Origin of the sequence: Microbacterium sp. R1, from assembly GCF_015159725.1 — a bacterium.
Classification (GTDB): Bacteria; Actinomycetota; Actinomycetes; order Actinomycetales; family Microbacteriaceae; genus Microbacterium; species Microbacterium oxydans.
The window spans coordinates 587,663-606,351 of the sequence record NZ_JADDUD010000001.1 but is presented as its reverse complement, the minus strand read 5'-3'; the positions used below and the strand labels follow the sequence as shown (position 1 = coordinate 606,351).

The following is an 18,689-nucleotide window of genomic DNA, read 5'->3' as shown; positions in this document are numbered from 1 at the left end:
GGGACCGCGCCGCGGAGGGGACACGAATGCCTAAGAGAATCGCCATCAACGGACTGGGCCGAATCGGCCGCAATCAGCTCCGACTTCTGCTCGCGCGTCGATCGGAGCTCGACCTCGTCGCCGTGAACGACCCGCGGGGGCCACGCGCCATCGCGGATCTCCTGCGCAGCGACGGCAGCAGTGGGCCGTCGACGCGCGGCGTGCGGTACGACGACGACCACCTCTTCCTCAACGGACACGCGGTCCGCATGCTCTCCGAGCGCGATCCGTTGCGGCTGCCCTGGCGTGAGCTCGGAGTCGACATCGTCATCGAGGCGACGGCGTCCGTTGCGGGGGCCGACGACGCACGCACGCACCTGACGGCCGGCGCGAAGAAGGTGATCACGACGGTTCCGACTCCGGACGACGACGGCACCATCATGCTCGGCGTCAACGAGCACACCTACGACCCGGCCCGACACCACGTCATCTCCAGCGCGTCCTGCACGACCAATTGCCTGGCCCCGGTCGCCAAGGTCTTCCACGAGGCGTTCGGCATCGACTCCGGACTGATGACGACCATCCGTGCCGAGTCATCCGACCTCCAGGTGCAGGACGCCCCCCACGCGGACCCGCGGTCCGCGATGGGGAAGGAGGCGAAGGGCGGAAAGATCACGCCGCGCAGTGGAGGAGCCGCGTCCGCGATCGGTCGCGTCCTGCCCGAGCTCGACGACGGCCGACTCGACAGCCACACTCTGCAGGTGCCGGCCATCAGCGGTTCGATCACGCATCTCACGGTCACGGCGTCCCGACCGGTCACCGCCGATGAGGTCAGGACCGCCTACGAGACGGCCGCGGAGGGCCCGCTCAAGGGGATCCTGCGCTGCGCCGACGATGAGATCGCGGTCGCCGGCACCGTGATCGATCCGCATTCCTCGATCCTCGACGCCGGTCTGATCCGCGTGATCGGCTCGCAGGTGAAGATCTCCGCCTGGTACGACGACGAGTGGGGATACTCGCACCGTCTCACCGAGCTGACCGAGTACGTCGCAGAAAGGCTGTCCGCATGACGATTCCCGAGCCGCGCGAGCGCACGGCGCTCGCGTTCCGCCACGTGCACTTCGAAGACCTCGGCATCCTCGGGCCACTCCTGCGCGAACGCGGCTTTCGCGTGGAGTACGTCGACCTCGGCACCGAGGCCATCGACATCGAACGCGTGGACGATGCCGATCTGATGATCGTGCTGGGCGGCCCGATCGGCGTGCACGACGCCGATGGGTATCCGCTCCTGCACGCCTCGAAGGAGGCCGTCGCCCATCGGCTCCGCTCCGGCAGGCCGCTGCTGGGGGTATGCCTCGGAGCACAGCTGATCGCCGAGGCGCTGGGGGCGCAGGTGCACGCGACCGGTCAGGTCGAGATCGGCTACGCACCGCTCGATCTGACCGAGGACGGCCTCGATTCACCGCTGCGCGCACTCGACGGCATGCCCGTGCTGCACTGGCACGGAGACGCGTTCACGATCCCGGCCGGATCTCGCCGGCTGGCGTCCACCCCCGGGTTCCCGAACCAGGCGTTCAGCACGGGCACCGTGCTCGCCCTGCAGTTCCACCTCGAGGCCGACCACCGCGCGATCGGGAGCTGGCTGATCGGCCACGCGCACGAGCTGCATCACAACGGCATCGACCCGCGCATCATCCGCGAGGACGCCAGGGCCTACGGACCGGAACTCGAGAGGGCAGCCCGTTCCGCCATCGCGACATGGTTGGATTCCGTCGAACTGCCCGCTCCCACCGCCTGACCGCGACGACGAAGGGGCCGGGTCCCTGCGGACCCGGCCCCTTCTTCTGCGACAGCGCTCAGCTCGCGCGACGAAGAGCCACGCTCGGGAAGTCGATCGGGACGTCGAGGGCGATGTTCACGTAGTTCGTGAACAGGTTCAGCGCGACCTGGGCGATCGTCTCGACGATCTGCTCGTCGGTCCACCCCTGCGCGCGCACCGCGTCGACATCCGCCGACGACACCTGACCGCGCTCCTCCACCAGCTTGAGCGCGAACGCGAGCAGCGCCGCGGTGCGCGGGTCGTCGGACTCGCCGCTCTGCGCGGCGGTGAGGGCCTCACGGCTGAGGCCCGCCTTCTTGCCGAGGGCGGTGTGCGCGGCGAGGCAGTACTGGCAGGAGTTCCGGTCGGCGACGGCCACGGCGATCTGCTCGCCGATGGCCGGACCGAGCGAGCCGCCGCCGAAGGCGCCGAACGCCCCCCACATGCTGGTGAGAGCCGCGGGAGAGTTGGCGACGGCGCGGAACATCGCGGGCACGGCCCCGAAGGCGCCGGCGATCTGATCAAGCTGTTCCTTGACGTTTCCGGTGGCGTTGTCGCGGTCGATGAGAGGGACGTTGGGCACGGGATGCTCCTTCGGTTGTCGAGTCGGCCCGGATCCGAGCCGACTCCAGTCTTTCGACAGCGACCGGACGATGCGCACCATAACGTCTTGCTTTCATGACATATCGTCCTGGATACTGGGAGCGTGTCCGATATCGATCGCCTCTCTCCCCTCCTCGAGCGGTTCCGCGTGCGCACGCGGCTGTTCCACAACGGGCCGCTGTGCGGCACGACGGTGTTCCCGGCGAGCGGTGGACACGGTTTCCTGCACGTGCTGCGACGAGGCGAGATGGAGGTGACGCATCGTCGGGCCGACGGCAGCAGCGAGCGCGCGCTCATCTCACGGCCGAGCCTGCTGTTCTTCCCGCGGCCGGTCGACCACTCGTTCCTGAACGCGCCGACCGAGGAGTCCGACTTCGCCTGCGCGACTCTCGATTTCGACGGCGGCGCGACCCACCCGCTGGTCCGCACACTGCCATCGTCGATCGTGCTGCCCCTCGATGAGGTCGAGACTCTCGGCCCCGCACTCGACCTGATGTTCTCTGAGGTCGACAATGTGCGGTGCGGACGCCCGCTGGTGGCGGACCGCATGTTCGAGGTCGTGCTCATCCAGCTGCTTCGATGGATGCTCGATCACGCAGAGCAGCTCGACCTCGCACCGGGGCTCATCCCCGGCCTCGCCGACGAGCGGCTCACCCCCGCGCTCGTCGCCATGCACGAGGAACCGGGGGAAGCGTGGAGCCTGGAGTCCCTCGCCCGCACGGCGAACATGTCGCGCAGCGCGTTCGCCGCGCGATTCAAGGAGGTGCTCGGACGCTCGCCCGGCGACTACCTCACCGAGTGGCGGCTCACGATCGCACAGGAGCAGCTGCGTGGCGGCATGTCGGTGAGCGCGGTCGCGGCGCAGCTCGGCTACGCGAGCTCCTCCGCCTTTTCTCGGGTCTTCGCCCAGCGCATCGGACACTCGCCGAGGACGTGGCTGACGCTGGCCGCCTGAGGGTGTGCGTCCGGCGCCGGGCCGTTGAGAGGTGGAGGCAGGAATCGAACCTGCGTGCACGGTCTTGCGGACCGCGACCTGGCCACTCGGTCACTCCACCGGGTCGGACGAGCTCAGCGCTGAGGCGGTGAGTACCCGTCCAGGAAGGCACCGAGACGTCGGAGTGCATCGGTGAGCACATCGGCCTCCGGGAGGAAGGCGATGCGGAGGTGATCGGGAGTCTGCAGATTGAAGGCCCGCCCATGCACGAGGAGGATCCGCTCGGCGTCGAGGAAGTCCAGCACCAGCCGCTCGTCGTCGACGATGCCGTGCACCTCCGGGTCGAGGCGGGGGAACAGGTACAGTCCCCCGCCCGCCACCTGCACGTCCAACCCGGCAATCCCGCCGAGTGCGTCGAGTGCGGCATCCCGCTGCCGCGTGAGCCGTCCGTCCTGCGCGACCAGCTCGTCGAGCGAGGCATCATGGGTCAGCGCCGCGGTGATCGCGTGCTGCGCCGGAACGGAGGCGCACATGCGCATCGAGGCGAGCAGACGCACCCCGGAGAGGAAGGGATCGTCGGAGTGGAATCCGGTCGCGGTCATCCACGCGGCGCGATACCCCGCGACCCGGTGCGTCTTCGAGAGTCCCGCGAAGGTGACGCAGGGCACGTCAGGAGCGACCTGTGCAGTTGAGACGTGCTCGAACCCCGGGTAGACGACGCGGTCGTAGATCTCGTCGGAGAGCAGCAGCAGGCCATGCCGCCGCGCGAGCTCGGCGATCTGCTCGAGAACCTGTCGCCCGTACACCGCGCCGGTCGGGTTGTTCGCGTTGATCACGACGATGGCCGCAGTCCGAGGACCGATCGACGCCTCCATCGCCGCGAGGTCCGGCGCCCACCCCTCGGCTTCGATGCACGGGTAGTGCACCGCCCGCCCACCGGCCAGCACCGTCGATGCCGTCCACAGCGGGTAGTCGGGACTCGGGATCAGCACCTCGTCGCCGGGCTCGAGCAACGCCTGCAGCGTGAGGCCAACGAGTTCCGAGACACCGTTGCCGACGGTGATGTCATCGATGGCAAGCGCGGGGAAGCCCGGGCGGAGGGCATAGTGCGCGCTGATCGCCTCGCGCGTCTCCGGAAGCCCCGCGGACTCGGAGTAGCCGTGCGCATGGGGCAGGGCTGAGCGGAGCGCCTCGACGATGGCCGGAGGAGCATCGAACCCGAACGGTGCCGGGTTGCCGATGTTGAGACGGAGGATGGACTCCCCGCGCTTCTCCAGCTCGGCCGCCCGGTCGGCGACCGGGCCACGCAGGTCGTACAGCACACCTTCCAGGCGCGAAGAGCGGCCGATGCGCGATTCGGCGCCCCGAGGCCGGCCGGCCATCATGCGTCCGCTCCGGACGAGTGCGACCCGCCGGCCACAGCCACGAGATCGTCCACGAGTCGCTGAGCCTCGGCATCATCGAGGGCGTGCACGGTCAGACGGAGATACGTGGAGCCCTGCGCGCTCTCGGTGTCCAGGGCGAACTCGGAGCCGGGCCGCACGAGCCACCCGCGCGACGCGAGACGTCGACCGACCTTGGTCGCATCGTCGCGGACATCGACCCACACGTTGAGGCCACTGTCCGCCTGCGCCTGGACTCCGCGCGCATCGAGCTTCGACACGAAGGCCTCGTTCCGTCCGGCATAGTGCTCGCCCGCTGCGACGATCGACCGCTGCACCTCGTCATCGCGCAGCATCGCTGCCGCAAGCCGCTGCATCACATGACTCACCCACATCGTTCCGGGGCTGAGCCGCAACGCGAGACGTCGCGCGGTCACCGGATCGGATGCCGTGACCGCCAGGCGCATGTCCGGCCCCAGGAACTTCGACACCGAACGCACCAGCGCCCATCGCTGCTGCGTCGGCGCGATGATGCTGGCGTAGGGCGTGGGGTCGAGCAGCGAGAAGTGGTCGTCTTCGATGACCAGGACATGAGGATGGTCGGCGAGGACTTCGCGCAGCGCGAGAGCCCTGGTCGCGCTGGTGCCGACGCCCGTGGGGTTGTGCGCGCGAGGGGTGCAGACGATCGCGCGCGCACCGCTCTCGAGTGCAGCCCTCAGGCCCGCGACGGTCATGCCCTCGCGATCGACCGGGATGGCGACCGGCACATATCCGGCGAGCCGCGCCGTATGGATGCTGGAGAGGAAGCACGGATCCTCGAGGCCGACCCGGTCGCCCTGCACGAGCGTCTGCGCGAGGAGACGCTCGACGGCGTCCACCGCTCCTGCGGTGATCGACAGCCGGAACGGACGCGGGTGATCGGCGGCGATCCAGTCGGTCGCCCATTCGGCCAGGTCGGGGTCTATCACCGATTCGCCGTAGAGCACGTGCCCCGGGGTGACCGTGGCGAACGCGGCCGCGAGGTCGGGAAGACGCGCGGCATCGGGGTTGCCGCTGCCGATGTCGCGCAGCACCGAGCCCGGGGTGAACCCCTCGTCATGATTCTCCGCCGGCCCGAGCACGGTGGTCCCGGTGCGACCGCCCGTGGCGGCGATGCGCGCGGTGACCAGCGATCGATAGGCGGCCAGCACCGTGTTCCGGTTCACGCCGAGGCGGGCCGCGAGGGAACGCACGGGCGGCAGCTGATCGCCCGGAGCATAGGCCCCGCGCTCGACGAGGTCGCGCACGCTCTGGGAGATCTCCGCAGCGGTCGAGCCCACGATCGCCTCCGAGACTTCTTCACGATCCGGTGCCTGAGCCATGCTTCGACCGTAGGGGATCGTTTGACCTATGTCAAAACTCGACCCGTTGTTTCGAGATCGAACGGGTGCGCGTCGGAGGCCCGGTGCACGATGGGACCATGAGCGACGGCTACGACGCGGAGTTCCTCGGGACGCCCCTCCCCCTCCCGCGCCCTGCGCACGACGTGCGCACACTCCCTTACCCCCGGTTCACGGTGCTGCTCGACCCTGAGCGGCGCCTGGCAGCGGTCACGGCCGTGAACATCGACGGCGCCACGTTGCAGAGCCTCCCCCGCACCGGCGACTGGCGGCTGGACGAACGCCTGCGGCCCGACGAGCAGACCGGGCCCGAGGTGTACGCCCGCAACGATCTCGACCGCGGACACCTCGTGCGCCGACGCGATCCGGGCTGGGGACCGCCTGCCACCGCCCGCGCGGCCAGCGAAGCGACCTTCTTCTACCCGAACGCGGCTCCGCAGGCGGCCGGGTTCAACCAGTCCAAGGAGCTCTGGCTCGGCCTGGAGGATCACGTGCTCGCCTATGCGGAGAGCACCGACCAGCGGGTGTCGGTGTTCACCGCGCCGGTGCTCGAGGACAGCGACCCTCCCTACCGCGGCATCCGAGTGCCGCTCCGGTTCTGGAAGGTGGCGGCCTGGCGAGGACCGGATGGGCTCGCCGCAGCCGGCTTCGTCCTCGATCAGTCCGACCTGGTCGACACCCGCGAGGAGCAGAAAGCCGTCCCGCCGCTCGGCGGCTTCCGCACGTTCCAGGTGCCGATCATCGACATCGCCGCCCTCACCGGCGTCGACCTCGGCGCACTGACCGAGGCCGACGTGCTCGCGCGACCGGGCGCCCGTGAGACGGGATGGCTGCCCCTCGACACGGCGAAGGACATCGTGCTCTGAGGCGAGCGCGCCGCCTCAGACTCCGGCGCGCACCGACTCCAGCGACGGGTAGTCGGTGTACCCCTCGGCCGTGCGACCGTAGAACAGCTCGGGGCGCGGAGGGTTGAGCTCGGCCCCCTGGGTCCAGCGCTCCACCAGGTCGGGGTTGGCGATCACGGGACGGCCGGCGCCGACGGCATCCGCCCACCCGTCGTCCACGAGGCTCTCGGCGGCATCCCTGGTCGTGTCGATCCCGAAGCCGGTGTTCACGATCAGCGGCGCACCGGCCGTGCGGCGGATGTGCTGCACGAGCTCGCCGGCGGGGTCTACGTGGAGCACGTCGACGAACGCGAGACCGAGAGGTGCGAGCCCTTCGGCGACCGCGGTGTAGGTCGCGTTGACGTCTGCGGCGTCCTCTTCCAGAACACCCTGGATGTTGTGCTGCGGCGAAAGGCGGATGCCGGTGCGATCGGCTCCGATCGCCGCAGCGACGGCCTCCGTGACCTCGATCGCGAAGCGTGCCCGGTTCGCGGGTGATCCGCCGTAGCCGTCGTCACGCGTGTTCGACACCGGAGACAGGAACTCGTGCACGAGGTACCCGTTCGCACCGTGCACCTCGACGCCGTCGAAGCCCGCGGCGATCGCGTTGCGCGCCGCCTGGGCGAACTGCTCGACGACGACGGGGATCTCCTCGAGGGTGAGCGCATGCGCGACCGGGAGATCGGCCTTGCCCTGTGGCGTGCGCGTCTGTCCGGGGGCGGCGAGCGCGCTCGGGGCCACGACGCGCGCCTCGCCCGAGATCGCGGGGTGCCCCACGCGTCCCCCGTGCATGAGCTGCATGACGATGGTTCCGCCCTCGTCGTGCACGGTGTCGGCGATCTGCTTCCATCCGTCGATCTGCGCCGGGGTGACGATGCCGGGCTGACCAGGGTACGACTTGCCCTCCGCAGCCGGCCAGGTGCCTTCGGAGATGATCAGACCCTGCCCCGCACGCTGGCGGTAGTACTGCGCCATGGTCTCGGTCGGCACACCCTCGTCGTCTGCGCGGGTGCGCGTGAGGGGCGCCATCACGACGCGGTTGGACAGCTGCAGGGCGCCGAAGACGGCGGGTTCGTAGAGAGTCACAGTGGGAGACAAGGCACGGGCGGAGCGCTGTATTCCCTCCGGCATCTCACCTCGCCGGCCGTCTCACCTCGCCGCCGCCTCACCTCGCGACAGGCGCCTCTCCGCCCCCGAGCCCGGCGAGCAGGTCGGCGAAGTGGTCGAGGTCGGCCGCGGTCCAGTTGCGCAGCCGCTCTCCGATGCGTCCTTCATACTGCGAGCGGGCGAGGGCCACACGCTCCTGGGCGAGATCGGTCGCGACGAGGACGCGAGCCCTGCGGTCGTCCGGGTCCGGCACGCTCTCGACGAGTCCCAGCTGTTCGAGCTGGCGCACCTGACGACTCACCGCGGACTTGTCGGTCTGCAGGCGCTCGATGATCGCACCAGCCGAGGTCGCCTTGCCCGTCGCGATGGAGGTGAGGACCTGATAGCCCAGGGGCTGCAGATCGGGGTGGACGGTCGCCGCCGCCTCGCGCCAGCCGATGCGGATCCGCGCGAACAGACGGCCCAGCTCCTGCTCGACCCTGGTGACGGCCTGATCGAGATCTTCGTCGCCGAGCCGATCCGTCGTCGAGGCGGATGCAGGGCGATCGGCAGGGGCGTCGGGAGAGGCGCTCATGCTCGCCAGTGTACGGCGAAGCCCCGCTGTCGATCGTGACAGCGGGGCCTCGGCTCAGACTTCGCCTCAGACTTCGGCGAGCAACCGGAAGGCCTTGGACGCCGCCCGGATCTCCTCGGGAGTCAACTCGTCGATCACGGCCTGAAGGCGGGTGCCGTACTCGCGGCGGACCTCGGCCAGCGCGGTGCATGCCACGGGGGTCGCGCTCAGCACCCGGAGGCGCCCATCCCGCTCATCAGGGCGGGACTCGAGCAGCCCGAGCTCCTCCAGCATCCGCACCTGCCGGCTGATGACCGACTTGTCCATCTCGAACCGCTCCGCGATCTCGTGCGCATTCGCGGTTCCCGCCCGGTCGATGAAGGTGAGCAGCTTGTAGCCGGCCACCTGCAACTCCGGGTGGACCCGGGCCGCGGACTCCCTCCACAGCGACCGGGTCCTCGCGAAGATGAGGTTCAGATGCGCCTGGAGGTCACCGAGCGCACTGTCGACGTCCGCCGACTCCACCGCTCCGGGGGCGAGCATCTCAGCGCTCCTGGTCCCGATCTTCGCGCTCGAGCACGCGTACCGACCCGGTGGTGGGGGACGCCGACTCCGCGCCGTCGATCCGGATGGATCCGGTGGCGAGTGACGCGCCGACCTCGGCCTCGGAGACCTCGATCACCGATTCCTCGGCCTGCTCGAGCATCTGCTCCGCGGCGTTCTTCGTCGACAGCGGCTTGTTCTTGATGAACGCGATCGCGATGATGGCGATCACGGCGAGCGGAATCGCGATGATGAACGCATCCGCGATGCCGTGCCCGTAGGCACCCTCGACCATCGCGCGGATGGTGTCGGGCAGCTGGCCGACCTTCGGCACGTCTCCGGAGGCGAGGTGCTTGAGCGCCTCGATCTCGGCAGGTGTCGTCGGCACGAAACCGTCGAGCGCATCGGTGATGTAGTTCGCGACGCTCGTGGACAGCAGCGACCCCATCACGGTGACGCCGATCGTGCCGGCGATCGTGCGGAAGAAGTTCACGTTCGACGACGCAGCGCCCAGCTGCTGCGGCGCAGTGTCGTTCTGCACGATCAGCGTGAGGTTCTGCATGACCATGCCGAGTCCGGCACCGAGCACGAACATGTAGACGGCGACGAGCGGGAACGGCGTGTCGTAGCGCAGGGTGGCCATCAGGCTGACGCCGATGGTGGCGAGGACCGAGCCCGTGAGCATCCAGCCCTTCCACTTGCCGAAACGGCTGACGAGCTGTCCGATGATGATCGACGCACCCATCTGGCCGATGATCATCGGGATGGTCATGAGGCCGGACTCGGTGGGCGTGGCACCGCGGGCGAGCTGGAAGTACTGCGCGAGGAACACCGAGGTGGCGAACATCGAGACGCCGATCGCGATCGAGGCGATGACCGACAGGGTGAAGGTGCGGTTGCGGAACAGCGACATCGGCACGATCGGTTCCTTGACGAAGAACTCGACCGTGATGAACGCCGCGATCGCGACCGCCGCGGTGACGATGAGCATGATGCTCGTCGAGGAGTCCCAGTCGAACTGGTTGCCGCCCATGGAGACCCAGATGAGCAGGGTCGAGACGCCGACGGCGAGCAGCACGATGCCGAAGTAGTCGATCGACACCTTGGTGTCACGCTGCGGCTTCGGCAGGTGCAGCGTGAACTGCAGCAGCACGAGGGCGAGGATCGCGAACGGCACGCCGACGAAGAAGTTGGAGCGCCAGCCCCACACGTCGGTGAGGAGTCCGCCGAGCAGCGGGCCGCCGATCGTGCCGAGGGCCATGATGCCGCCGACGACGCCCATGTACTTGCCGCGCTCGCGCGGGGAGATGATGAGCGCGACGGCGATCATCACGAGCGACATGAGGCCGCCCACGCCGATGCCCTGGATGACGCGAACGGCGATGAGCATGTTCGTGTCGGTCGAGAAGCCGGCGATCACGGTTCCGACCGTGAAGAGGATGAGGGAGATCTGGACGAGCACCTTGCGGTCAACGAGGTCGGCCAGCTTGCCCCAGATCGGGGTCGAGACGGCGGTGGCGAGAAGGCTCGCGGTGATGACCCAGGTGTACTGGGACTGGGTGCCGCCGAGGTCGGCGATGATGACGGGCATCGAGGTCGACACGACCGTGCCGGAGAGCACGGCGACGAACATGCCGACGACGAGGCCGGAGATCGCGGTGAAGACCTCGCGAGCCGAGCGTGTCTCGGAAGCGGGGATGGGGGTCTGTGTCACGGGGTAACGCTCCTGCGTAGAAAGTTGATCGAGGTCAACCATACGCCTTTAGTTGCCAAAGTGCAACTAAAGGCGTATGCGACGCTGCGGCGAGCGCACCTCCCGCGAACACGCCGGGGAGTACCTTGTGAGCGTGTCGACGGATTCGAGGAGTGGGCGGGCGCTCGGTGCCCCGGCAGACCTCGACGCGGCCATCGGCGACGTCGATTGGACGGTGCCACCTGCGGGCTCGCAGCGGTCGACGTTCTCCGCACCGAGCGGAGACTTGTCGGTGATCTCCCTCGGCGACCCCGCGAATCCGCGCGTGGTGCTGGTGCCGGGAGCGACGGGATCGAAGGAGGACTTCGCCCTGATGCTCCCCCTGCTGGCGGAGGCGGGGTACTTCGTGCAGTCGTTCGACCTGGCGGGGCAGTACGAGTCGCACGCCGCCGGTGCGAATGCGAGGTACACCTATGAGCTGTTCACGGGCGATCTGATCGCCTTCCTCGAGGCAGGGACTCGAGCGCACCTGCTGGGGTACTCCTTCGCCGGCACGATCGCCCAGGTCGTCGCCGTCCGCCGTCCTGACCTCGTCCGATCCCTCACCCTGCTCACCACTCCCCCCGGTTCCGGCAACGTGTTCGCGAGCATGAAGTGGCTGGGGCCGCTGGCGCCCATCGCGAGTCCTCGGCGCGGCGCTGGACTCATGATCTGGGGGATCGTGACGAACAAGAACCGCGTCCCGCCGCGGCGACTCGAGTTCGTGCGCTCACGGTTCGCCCTGACGAGCCGTCGCAGTGTCGACGAGATCGTGGGACTCATGATGGTCGCGCCCGACCTGCGCGACCGCGTGCGGGCGCTGCCCGTGCCCAAGCTCGTCGTCGCGGGCTCGCACGACCTGTGGCCCCTGGCCGCGCATGAACGGTACGCGCACGACATCGACGCGGAGTTCCGCGCGTATGCGACGGGGCACAGCCCGAGCGAGACGACACCGCATCAGCTCACCGCCGACCTGCTCGATCTGTACTCCCGCGCGCGCGACTGACTCGCCGCACGCGTCACCGCCCGCTTCGCCGGCCGACGGACGATCCACCCGATCGGTCGACCTCGCGACGCGCCTGCCGTCGAAGGCGCAACGACTCCGGCGACAGATGCAGGCGCACGGTGGGCACGACGTAGCTCAACCGCCGCCGGAGCGACGCCCAATCCTGGAACGGTCGGGCCGACACCTCGACGACGAGGTCACGGTCCCGCAGCACCGTCATCTCCGGCCGCACGTGGAACGACAGATCGAAATCATCGTGGATGTTGGTCTCCTCGCGGTGCACCTCGGCGCTCAGCGTGCGCCAGACCGCGGCGCGCATCGCCATGTTCGACCCGTAGAGCGGCGCATGCCCGAGGACGGGCGCCATGGTCGCGTACATGCCGCCGATGTAGAGGTGCTCCCCCATCCAGTGCACGAGCGGCGTCGATCCGTAGAAGCGCGGGTCGCCGGTGAGGAAGTCGACGTCCGGGCGCTCACGGAAAGTCCGCTCGATACGCTCCACCCAGTCAGGGTGGGGGCGGGAGTCGGCGTCGAGCCTCGCGATGATGTCGCCCGTGGCTGCGTCATAACCGGCCGCCGATGCTCGGGGTATCCCCGGGATCGGCTCGCTCACCACCCGCGCGCCGAACCTCTCGGCCACGTCGACCGTGTCATCGCTGCTGCCGTTGTCGACGATGACGATCTCGTCGGCGTGCCGGGTCTGCCGCGCGAGAGCGGCGAGACACACCTCGAGCAGCCGGGCGTCGTCGCGCACGGGGATGACCACCGAGACGGAGCGCGGGAACACGGACACCATCGTTCTCCTCCCCCTGGACCGGCGGTTTCCAGACACAGTCTCCTCTGTGGACGGCCGAGCGCGGCGATTGAGCGAGGATGGTCGGATGATCCGTGTCGTCCTGTTCGACCTCGATGGCGTGATCCGGCACTTCGACGCCGAGAACACGGCGACGATCGAGCGCCGCTACGATCTCGCCCCCGGAGACATCGAGCGCATCGCCTTCGCCCGCCCGCTGATCGACGAGGTCACGACCGGCCGCATCACGAGAGCCGAGTGGGTGCGCCGTATCGGCGCGCGGGTCGGGACGGCTGCTGCCGAAGAGTGGAGCGCGCAGCCCGCGGCGATCGACGACGGCGTCCTGGAGCTGATCGACGACGTCCGGGAGACAGGAGTCCGCACCGCCGTACTCACCAACGGCACGGACACGATCCCGGCCGAGATCGCGGCCCACGGCATCGCCTCCCGGTTCGACGCGGTCTTCAACTCCGCCGAGATCGGATACGCGAAGCCCGACACCCGGGCGTTCCGTCACGTGCTCGACGCGCTCGACGTGAAGGCGGCCGAGGTCTTCTTCACCGACGATTCGGCGTCGAAGCTCGTCGGAGCACAAACCCTCTCGATGCACACTCATCACTACCGGGGAGTCGACGACCTGCGCGCTCGACTCGTCCAAGCGGGCGTGGACGTCGCAGGCAGCTGAACCACCCCCGCGCCTCACTCGACGGCGTCATCCGCTCGCTCGCGCCTCGTCGTGCCGCCGTGCTCCGGGATCAGACCGAAGTCGGTCAGGAGCTCTCCCATCTGCGTGTTGTCGAGTCGGTCGAGCAGCTTGCCCTTGACGAAGTTCGGACCGGGGATGTGCACCGCTTCGCCATCGCGCAGCCGTGCGGTCGCCTTCAGCAGATAGCGGATGTCGTACGTCGAGTTGAACACCTCCGGCACCCCGCGCTCGATGTCGAGCAGTTCGTAGGTCGCCTCCATCGCTGTGCGCACCGAGTACTCGGTGGTGAAGATCGTGTCACGCGTCGTCTCGGCGAACTGTCCGAGGAACGCGAAGTTCACGCTGCCCTCCGGCACGACCTGCGGGCGATCTCCGGCCTTGCGCGGCAAGAAGAACGAGGTGACATACGGCATCATCACCGGAACCGTCTTCGCCCCCGACGCCGCCAGTTCCGGGATGTCTTCGACAGGAACCCCCAGGTGATACAGCCATTCCTGCGCGATCTCCTCTCCCGTGCAGTCCTGCATCGGCTTCTTGACGAAGTCGCCCGGCGTCTCGACGAACAGCGCGTACACCCACACCACGATCTCGTTCGGCTTCTGCGACTTGAAATGCGGCTGCCGGTTGACCGTCCAGCTCAGCAGCCAGGAGGAGTCCTTCGCCGTGACGATGCCGCCCGTGACGACCTTGCCGGAGAACGGGTCCCGCTGGGCGATCCGCTCGATGTAGGCGGGGATGCGCTCGTCGATCGTGGTGACGGTCGCCGACTCCCACTTGGTCTTGGGGATGTCGTTGCAGAACACCTCGGGGTGCCCGAAGTCGGGCGACTTCGCGGCGACCTTCTTCCAGAAGTCCCACGCCGGAGCCGGACCGTCCTTGAGCTTCGCGGGCGTGTGCTGGTCCCCGTTGTCGGAATTCTCGGTGAGCGAGCCGATCGTCATCAGACACAGGTCGTCGGGGCCGAGGTCGACCCCGCCCGCCTCTCCGTCGGCGATCCAGTCGATGCGCGTGGCCTGCTTGCGGTCGTCCGTGATGTCGAAGCGCACGTCGGTGACCGGGTGGTGGAAGCGGAACTTCACACCGTGATCGTCGAGGAACTTCTGCATCGGCAGCACGAGCGACTCGTACTGGTTGTACTTGGTGAACTTGAGCGCGGACAGATCCGGCAGCCCGCCGATGTGATGCATGAACCGGTGCAGATACAGCTTCATCTCCAGCGCGGAGTGCCACTCCTCGAACGCGAACATCGTGCGCCAGTACAGCCAGAAGTTGCTCGCGAGGAAGTCCTCGCCGAACGCTTCGTCGATGCGCTTGCCCTCCATCTGCTCGCGCGTGGCGAGAATCACATCGATGATGTCCTTCTGCGCCTTCTCCGACAGCGTGAACAGCTTGTTCGTGTGGGCATCCTGCCCCTGCTTCTCGGTCACCCGGCAGAGCGAGAAGTTCGGGTCATCCTTGTTCAGCCAGTAGAACTCGTCGAGCACGCTGGCGTCCTCGATCTCGAGAGACGGTACCGAGCGGAAAAGGTCCCAGAGGCACTCCATGTGGTCCTCGAGCTCACGCCCGCCACGGATCACGAAGCCCTTCTCCGGATACTTGATGCCGTCGAGCGCTCCACCGGGAAGGCCGAGTTCCTCGAGGATCGTGATCCGCTCCCCGGCGATCCGGCCGTCGCGGATCATGAAGATCGCCGCAGCCATCGCGGCGAGCCCTCCCCCGACCAGCCATACGGTCTTGTCGTCAGCACCCTCGGGCTTGCGTGGCCGCGCGAACGCCTCGTAGTTGCCGTTGCTTCGATACATGCCGATCTTCCTTCCCACCCACCGGTCGATTCGCGACCAGTAGACAGGAGCGCCGCGACGAAGGGAAGAGGAAGCCCGTCATCTCACCCGCAGAGGGCGAGGCTGGGAGAATCGACGCATGACGGAATCCTTCGAGACGCTGATCGAAGCCGGACGCACCGCAGACGTCACAGGGTGGGACTTCGCGTGGCTGGACGGACGGGCGACCGAAGAACGGCCGCCCTGGGGGTACGCCCGGCTGCTGTCCGACCGCCTCGCCGGAGCGTCGGCCTCGCTCGACATCCAGACCGGCGGCGGTGAGGTGCTCGCCGAAGCCGCCTCGTTCCCGCCTGTCGCCGCGGCGACAGAGTCGTGGCCTCCCAATGTGGACAGGGCGACGCGGCTGCTGCACCCTCGTGGCGTGGTGGTCGTCGCCGACCCCGATGAGCCGCCGCTCCCCTTCGCGGGGGAGGCCTTCGACCTGGTGACCAGCCGGCACCCCGCGACGATCTGGTGGTCGGAGATCGCCCGGGTGCTGACGCACGGCGGCACATACTTCGCCCAGCACGTGGGTCCGGCGAGCGCGTTCGAGCTGATCGAGTTCTTCCTGGGGCCGCAGCCCGACGCGCGGCGGGGTCGTCATCCCGACGACGAGGTCTCCGCCGCAGAGGCCGCCGGTCTCCAGGTCGTCGATGTGCGCACCGCTCGCCTGCGCATCGAGATCCATGACGTCGCCGCCGTCGTCTATCTGCTGCGCAAGGTGATCTGGTGGGTGCCGGGCTTCACCGTCGACGACAATCTCGACCGGCTCCGCGATCTGCACGACCTCATCCAGGAGGGTGGACCGTTCGTCGCGCACTCGACCCGTCACCTCATCGAGGCCCGCCGCCCTTAGCGGACTTGCGCTCCGCTGCCGGCGCCGCGTCAGTACACGGTCCCCATCGCCGCACGCACCTCGTCGAGGGTGACGTCCGCGATCGCACGGGCGTGCTCGTTGCCGCGCTGCAGAACGGAGCGCACGAGGTCCCCGTCCGCCGCGAGTTCTCGCCGTCGGGCCCGCAGAGGCGCCAGGAAGTCGTTCACCGCCGTGGCGGTCAGCGCCTTCAGCTCGCCGCTGCCACCGTCGCCGATGGCAGCGGCCAGCTCCTCGGGCACGGCGCCCAGGCACAGAGCGGCCGTCGACAGCAGCGCCGAGACGCCGGGCCGGTGCTCCGGGTCGAACGTGATCCGCCGATCCTGATCCGTCCGCGTGCGTCGGATCACGGCGACCGTCTCATCCGCGGTCATCGACAGGGCGATCGCGTTGCCGTAGCTCTTCGACATCTTCCGACCGTCCAGCCCTGGAACCTCTGGGGTCGCGGTGATCAGCGCATCCGGAACGGGGAAGATCGCCCCGTAGCGTTCGTTGAACCTCCGGGCGATCACCCGCGTCATCTCCACGTGCGGCAGGTTGTCCTTCCCCACCGGCACCAGGTTCCCCTTGCAGAAGAGGATGTCGGCGGCCTGATGCACCGGGTAGGTCAGCAGCAACCCGCTCAGGGCGCGACCCGACGCCTCGAGCTCGGACTTGACCGTGGGGTTCCGGTGCAGTTCGGCTTCGGTGACGAGGCTGAGGAACGGCAACAGCAGCTGGTTCAGCGCAGGGATCGACGAGTGCGTGAAGATCGTCGTCCGCTCTGGATCGATCCCCGCGGCGAGGTAGTCGAGCACGGCGCCGTGCACGTTGTCGCGCACGTGCGCCGTCGTATCCCGATCGGTGATGACCTGGTAGTCGGCGAGCACGAGGAACGTCTCGACCCCGGCATCCTGCAGCCGTACCCGCTCCCGGATCGTGCCGAAGTAGTGCCCGAGGTGCAGCGCCCCGGTGGGACGCTCCCCCGTGAGCACACGGAACCTCTCCGGATGCCGGGCCACGACGTCGGCGACCTCCGTCGAACGGTGTGCGGTCGCGGTGAACGAATCCATCTGTCTCTCCCTGAATCGGGAGCCGCACGGAGTTCACGGGTGCTGTTCACGAACTGCCGTGCAGCCCATGAACATACGTCAACCGGCTGCTATCGCAGCCACCACCATGCAGAGCGGTTGATCGTCATGGAACAGATGCTATCGCGCACCGCGACCACGAGTTCACGGAGCGAGCCCCCGGTGACCGCTCAGGGCGTGAGCCGGTGCAGGTCGCGCGGGAACAGCGTCACCTCCCGGATGTTCGACGCCTCGATGAGCCGCGACACCCAGCGCTCCAGCCCGATCGCGAAGCCGCCGTGCGGGGGCATGCCGTGCGCGAACGCGGAGAGGTAGGAGGCGTAGGCATCGGGCGACTCACCGCGCGCCTCGATGGCGGCGACGTAGTCGGAGTGCCGGTGCAGTCGCTGTCCGCCGGTGACGAGTTCGAGCCCACGGAAGATCAGGTCGAAGCTGTTGCTCCAGCGCGGGTCGTCGCTCTGGGGGTGCGTGTAGAACGGGCGTTTGCGCATCGGGTACCCCTCGACGGCGAGCACGTCGCTGCCGTACCGCTCCCGCGCCCACTCCCCCAGCGCGCGCTCGTGCGCCGGCGCGAGGTCGGGCTCGTCTTCCGGGGCGCCGACTCGTCGAAGCGCGTCCTGGAAGTGGATCACCGGGATCTCGTCGGGGATCGCGGGGAGCGCGATGTCGAGGCGCTCGACGGCGTCGCCGCTCTCGGTGCGGATGCCGTCGATCATGCCCGCCAGCACCCGATGCAGCAGCGCGAGCACGTCGCGGTGGTCGTCGATGAAGCCCAGCTCGGCGTCGAGCGACACGTACTCGGCGAGGTGCCTCACCGTGTCGTGCGGCTCCGCACGGAACACCGGGCCTGTCTCGTAGACGCGCTCGAAGACGCCGACGAGTTGCTGCTTGAAGAACTGCGGGCTCTGCGCGAGGTACGCGGTCGAGCCGAAGTAGTCGACCGGGAACACGTTCGCCCCCGACTCCGTCACGGAGTCGACGAGCTTCGGCGTCTGGATCTCGGTGAACCCCTCGGCGTCGAGCGTGCGACGGAATCCGCGCAGGCTCGCCGCAGCCAGCTCCCACTTCGCCCGCTGCGCAGGGTGGCGCCAGGTGACGGCGGCATGGTCGAGCACGGTCGGCAGCGCCGCGTCGAGCGTGGGACGCCAGAGCTCGACGACCGGCGTGTGCGCAGGTTCGGAGAGCAGGGTGATCTCCGGCGCCGTCACCTCGATCCCGCCGGGGGCATGGGCGTTCGCGGTGGCCGTGCCTTCGATGCGCACGACCGTCTCCTCACCGGGCAGACCATCCACCGGCAGCTGTTCGGGTCGGAACACGATCTGCGCGAGCCCCGTGCGGTCGCGCAGGATCAGGAACGACACGGTGGCGAGTTCCCTGCGCCGATGAACGTGACCCAGGAGCGTGATCCGGGCACCATCGGGCATGGTGGAGAGTTCCGTGGCGAGCGTGCGGGCGGGGTCGGATGGCGACATGATTCCTCCAGGTGGCGAAAGCCCTGGAGGTGC

Annotated in this window: 18 protein-coding genes and 1 tRNA gene; 7 read left to right on the top strand and 12 right to left on the bottom strand. The window is 68.6% G+C overall.

The features are described from left to right. Positions 1-26: 26 nt before the first annotated feature. Positions 27-1,049, top strand: a complete 1,023-nt coding sequence (locus ILP86_RS02930; protein ID WP_193761326.1) for a type I glyceraldehyde-3-phosphate dehydrogenase — start codon at positions 27-29, stop codon at positions 1,047-1,049. Then, positions 1,046-1,777 carry a glutamine amidotransferase gene (locus ILP86_RS02925; RefSeq protein ID WP_193761325.1) on the top strand — a complete coding sequence of 244 codons (732 nt, stop codon included), beginning with the start codon at positions 1,046-1,048 and terminating at the stop codon, positions 1,775-1,777. The genes ILP86_RS02930 and ILP86_RS02925 overlap by 4 nt, the downstream gene beginning before the upstream one ends. A gap of 58 nt (positions 1,778-1,835) precedes the next feature. Here the strand turns inward: ILP86_RS02925 and ILP86_RS02920 are convergent, their stop codons facing one another. After that, positions 1,836-2,381, bottom strand: coding sequence for a carboxymuconolactone decarboxylase family protein (locus ILP86_RS02920; protein ID WP_046747658.1), 546 nt, complete (start codon positions 2,379-2,381; stop codon positions 1,836-1,838). Between the two features lie 123 nt (positions 2,382-2,504). On the opposite strand from ILP86_RS02920, the gene ILP86_RS02915 reads away from it, so the two are divergent. After that, on the top strand, positions 2,505-3,356 hold the full coding sequence (locus tag ILP86_RS02915) for an AraC family transcriptional regulator (RefSeq protein ID WP_193761324.1): 852 nt from the start codon (positions 2,505-2,507) through the stop codon (positions 3,354-3,356). Positions 3,357-3,385: 29 nt separating this feature from the next. On the opposite strand, the gene ILP86_RS02910 is transcribed toward ILP86_RS02915, so the two are convergent. The 3 genes from ILP86_RS02910 to ILP86_RS02900 all read right to left on the bottom strand — a co-directional run bounded on the left by ILP86_RS02910 (position 3,386) and on the right by ILP86_RS02900 (position 6,078). Continuing rightward, positions 3,386-3,456: transfer RNA gene (locus ILP86_RS02910), tRNA-Cys, on the bottom strand. A 13-nt stretch (positions 3,457-3,469) separates the two neighbouring features. Next, positions 3,470-4,720, bottom strand: coding sequence for an aminotransferase class I/II-fold pyridoxal phosphate-dependent enzyme (locus ILP86_RS02905; protein WP_227750899.1), 1,251 nt, complete (start codon positions 4,718-4,720; stop codon positions 3,470-3,472). Beyond that, positions 4,717-6,078 carry an aminotransferase class I/II-fold pyridoxal phosphate-dependent enzyme gene (locus ILP86_RS02900; protein ID WP_193761323.1) on the bottom strand — a complete coding sequence of 454 codons (1,362 nt, stop codon included), beginning with the start codon at positions 6,076-6,078 and terminating at the stop codon, positions 4,717-4,719. The genes ILP86_RS02905 and ILP86_RS02900 overlap by 4 nt, the downstream gene beginning before the upstream one ends. A gap of 98 nt (positions 6,079-6,176) precedes the next feature. Here ILP86_RS02900 and ILP86_RS02895 point away from each other — a divergent pair, with 98 nt between their 5' ends. Next, on the top strand, positions 6,177-6,962 hold the full coding sequence (locus tag ILP86_RS02895) for a DNA/RNA non-specific endonuclease (protein WP_141368561.1): 786 nt from the start codon (positions 6,177-6,179) through the stop codon (positions 6,960-6,962). 15 nt (positions 6,963-6,977) lie between these two features. On the opposite strand, the gene ILP86_RS02890 is transcribed toward ILP86_RS02895, so the two are convergent. From ILP86_RS02890 to ILP86_RS02875, 4 genes are all read right to left on the bottom strand, one after another. Further along, positions 6,978-8,066, bottom strand: coding sequence for an alkene reductase (locus ILP86_RS02890; RefSeq protein WP_308431872.1), 1,089 nt, complete (start codon positions 8,064-8,066; stop codon positions 6,978-6,980). A gap of 79 nt (positions 8,067-8,145) precedes the next feature. After that, a complete protein-coding gene (locus ILP86_RS02885) occupies positions 8,146-8,661 on the bottom strand; it encodes a MarR family winged helix-turn-helix transcriptional regulator (protein ID WP_058630691.1) in 516 nt (171 codons plus the stop codon). Positions 8,662-8,727: 66 nt separating this feature from the next. Beyond that, positions 8,728-9,183 carry a MarR family winged helix-turn-helix transcriptional regulator gene (locus ILP86_RS02880; RefSeq protein WP_046747651.1) on the bottom strand — a complete coding sequence of 152 codons (456 nt, stop codon included), beginning with the start codon at positions 9,181-9,183 and terminating at the stop codon, positions 8,728-8,730. A gap of 1 nt (position 9,184) precedes the next feature. Continuing rightward, positions 9,185-10,939: an MDR family MFS transporter gene (locus tag ILP86_RS02875; RefSeq protein WP_218867287.1), complete on the bottom strand. Its 1,755-nt coding sequence runs from the start codon at positions 10,937-10,939 to the stop codon at positions 9,185-9,187. 91 nt (positions 10,940-11,030) lie between these two features. On the opposite strand from ILP86_RS02875, the gene ILP86_RS02870 reads away from it, so the two are divergent. After that, entirely contained in the window at positions 11,031-11,921 is an 891-nt protein-coding gene (locus ILP86_RS02870) for an alpha/beta fold hydrolase (protein ID WP_231728730.1), read from the top strand. A gap of 13 nt (positions 11,922-11,934) precedes the next feature. On the opposite strand, the gene ILP86_RS02865 is transcribed toward ILP86_RS02870, so the two are convergent. Continuing rightward, positions 11,935-12,717: a glycosyltransferase family 2 protein gene (locus tag ILP86_RS02865; protein WP_193761320.1), complete on the bottom strand. Its 783-nt coding sequence runs from the start codon at positions 12,715-12,717 to the stop codon at positions 11,935-11,937. Between the two features lie 85 nt (positions 12,718-12,802). Between ILP86_RS02865 and ILP86_RS02860 the strand changes: the two genes are divergently transcribed. Beyond that, entirely contained in the window at positions 12,803-13,399 is a 597-nt protein-coding gene (locus tag ILP86_RS02860) for an HAD family phosphatase (protein WP_193761319.1), read from the top strand. Positions 13,400-13,413: 14 nt separating this feature from the next. Here the strand turns inward: ILP86_RS02860 and ILP86_RS02855 are convergent, their stop codons facing one another. Continuing rightward, entirely contained in the window at positions 13,414-15,222 is a 1,809-nt protein-coding gene (locus ILP86_RS02855) for an oleate hydratase (RefSeq protein ID WP_193761318.1), read from the bottom strand. A gap of 118 nt (positions 15,223-15,340) precedes the next feature. On the opposite strand from ILP86_RS02855, the gene ILP86_RS02850 reads away from it, so the two are divergent. After that, the gene (locus tag ILP86_RS02850) at positions 15,341-16,096 is read left to right on the top strand and encodes a methyltransferase domain-containing protein (protein ID WP_193761317.1); all 756 of its coding nucleotides are present in this window, start codon (positions 15,341-15,343) and stop codon (positions 16,094-16,096) included. Positions 16,097-16,125: 29 nt separating this feature from the next. On the opposite strand, the gene trpS is transcribed toward ILP86_RS02850, so the two are convergent. Both trpS and aspS read right to left on the bottom strand, forming a co-directional pair. Beyond that, the gene (trpS, locus tag ILP86_RS02845) at positions 16,126-17,166 is read right to left on the bottom strand and encodes a tryptophan--tRNA ligase (protein ID WP_193761316.1); all 1,041 of its coding nucleotides are present in this window, start codon (positions 17,164-17,166) and stop codon (positions 16,126-16,128) included. A 188-nt stretch (positions 17,167-17,354) separates the two neighbouring features. Then, positions 17,355-18,656 carry an aspartate--tRNA(Asn) ligase gene (aspS, locus tag ILP86_RS02840; protein ID WP_193761315.1) on the bottom strand — a complete coding sequence of 434 codons (1,302 nt, stop codon included), beginning with the start codon at positions 18,654-18,656 and terminating at the stop codon, positions 17,355-17,357. Between the last annotated feature and the right edge of the window lie 33 nt (positions 18,657-18,689).

What these genes read in the sequence shown, in the direction of transcription:
- ILP86_RS02855 (WP_193761318.1), bottom strand. Translation starts at nt 15,222, where the DNA reads ATGTATCGAAGCAACGGCAACTACGAGGCGTTCGCGCGGCCACGCAAG.
- trpS (WP_193761316.1), bottom strand. Translation starts at nt 17,166, where the DNA reads ATGGATTCGTTCACCGCGACCGCACACCGTTCGACGGAGGTCGCCGAC.
- ILP86_RS02875 (WP_218867287.1), bottom strand. Translation starts at nt 10,939, where the DNA reads ATGGTTGACCTCGATCAACTTTCTACGCAGGAGCGTTACCCCGTGACA.
- ILP86_RS02930 (WP_193761326.1), top strand. Translation starts at nt 27, where the DNA reads ATGCCTAAGAGAATCGCCATCAACGGACTGGGCCGAATCGGCCGCAAT.
- ILP86_RS02900 (WP_193761323.1), bottom strand. Translation starts at nt 6,078, where the DNA reads ATGGCTCAGGCACCGGATCGTGAAGAAGTCTCGGAGGCGATCGTGGGC.
- ILP86_RS02865 (WP_193761320.1), bottom strand. Translation starts at nt 12,717, where the DNA reads ATGGTGTCCGTGTTCCCGCGCTCCGTCTCGGTGGTCATCCCCGTGCGC.
- ILP86_RS02880 (WP_046747651.1), bottom strand. Translation starts at nt 9,183, where the DNA reads ATGCTCGCCCCCGGAGCGGTGGAGTCGGCGGACGTCGACAGTGCGCTC.
- ILP86_RS02905 (WP_227750899.1), bottom strand. Translation starts at nt 4,720, where the DNA reads ATGATGGCCGGCCGGCCTCGGGGCGCCGAATCGCGCATCGGCCGCTCT.
- ILP86_RS02860 (WP_193761319.1), top strand. Translation starts at nt 12,803, where the DNA reads ATGATCCGTGTCGTCCTGTTCGACCTCGATGGCGTGATCCGGCACTTC.
- ILP86_RS02885 (WP_058630691.1), bottom strand. Translation starts at nt 8,661, where the DNA reads ATGAGCGCCTCTCCCGACGCCCCTGCCGATCGCCCTGCATCCGCCTCG.
- ILP86_RS02895 (WP_141368561.1), top strand. Translation starts at nt 6,177, where the DNA reads ATGAGCGACGGCTACGACGCGGAGTTCCTCGGGACGCCCCTCCCCCTC.
- ILP86_RS02850 (WP_193761317.1), top strand. Translation starts at nt 15,341, where the DNA reads ATGACGGAATCCTTCGAGACGCTGATCGAAGCCGGACGCACCGCAGAC.
- ILP86_RS02925 (WP_193761325.1), top strand. Translation starts at nt 1,046, where the DNA reads ATGACGATTCCCGAGCCGCGCGAGCGCACGGCGCTCGCGTTCCGCCAC.
- aspS (WP_193761315.1), bottom strand. Translation starts at nt 18,656, where the DNA reads ATGTCGCCATCCGACCCCGCCCGCACGCTCGCCACGGAACTCTCCACC.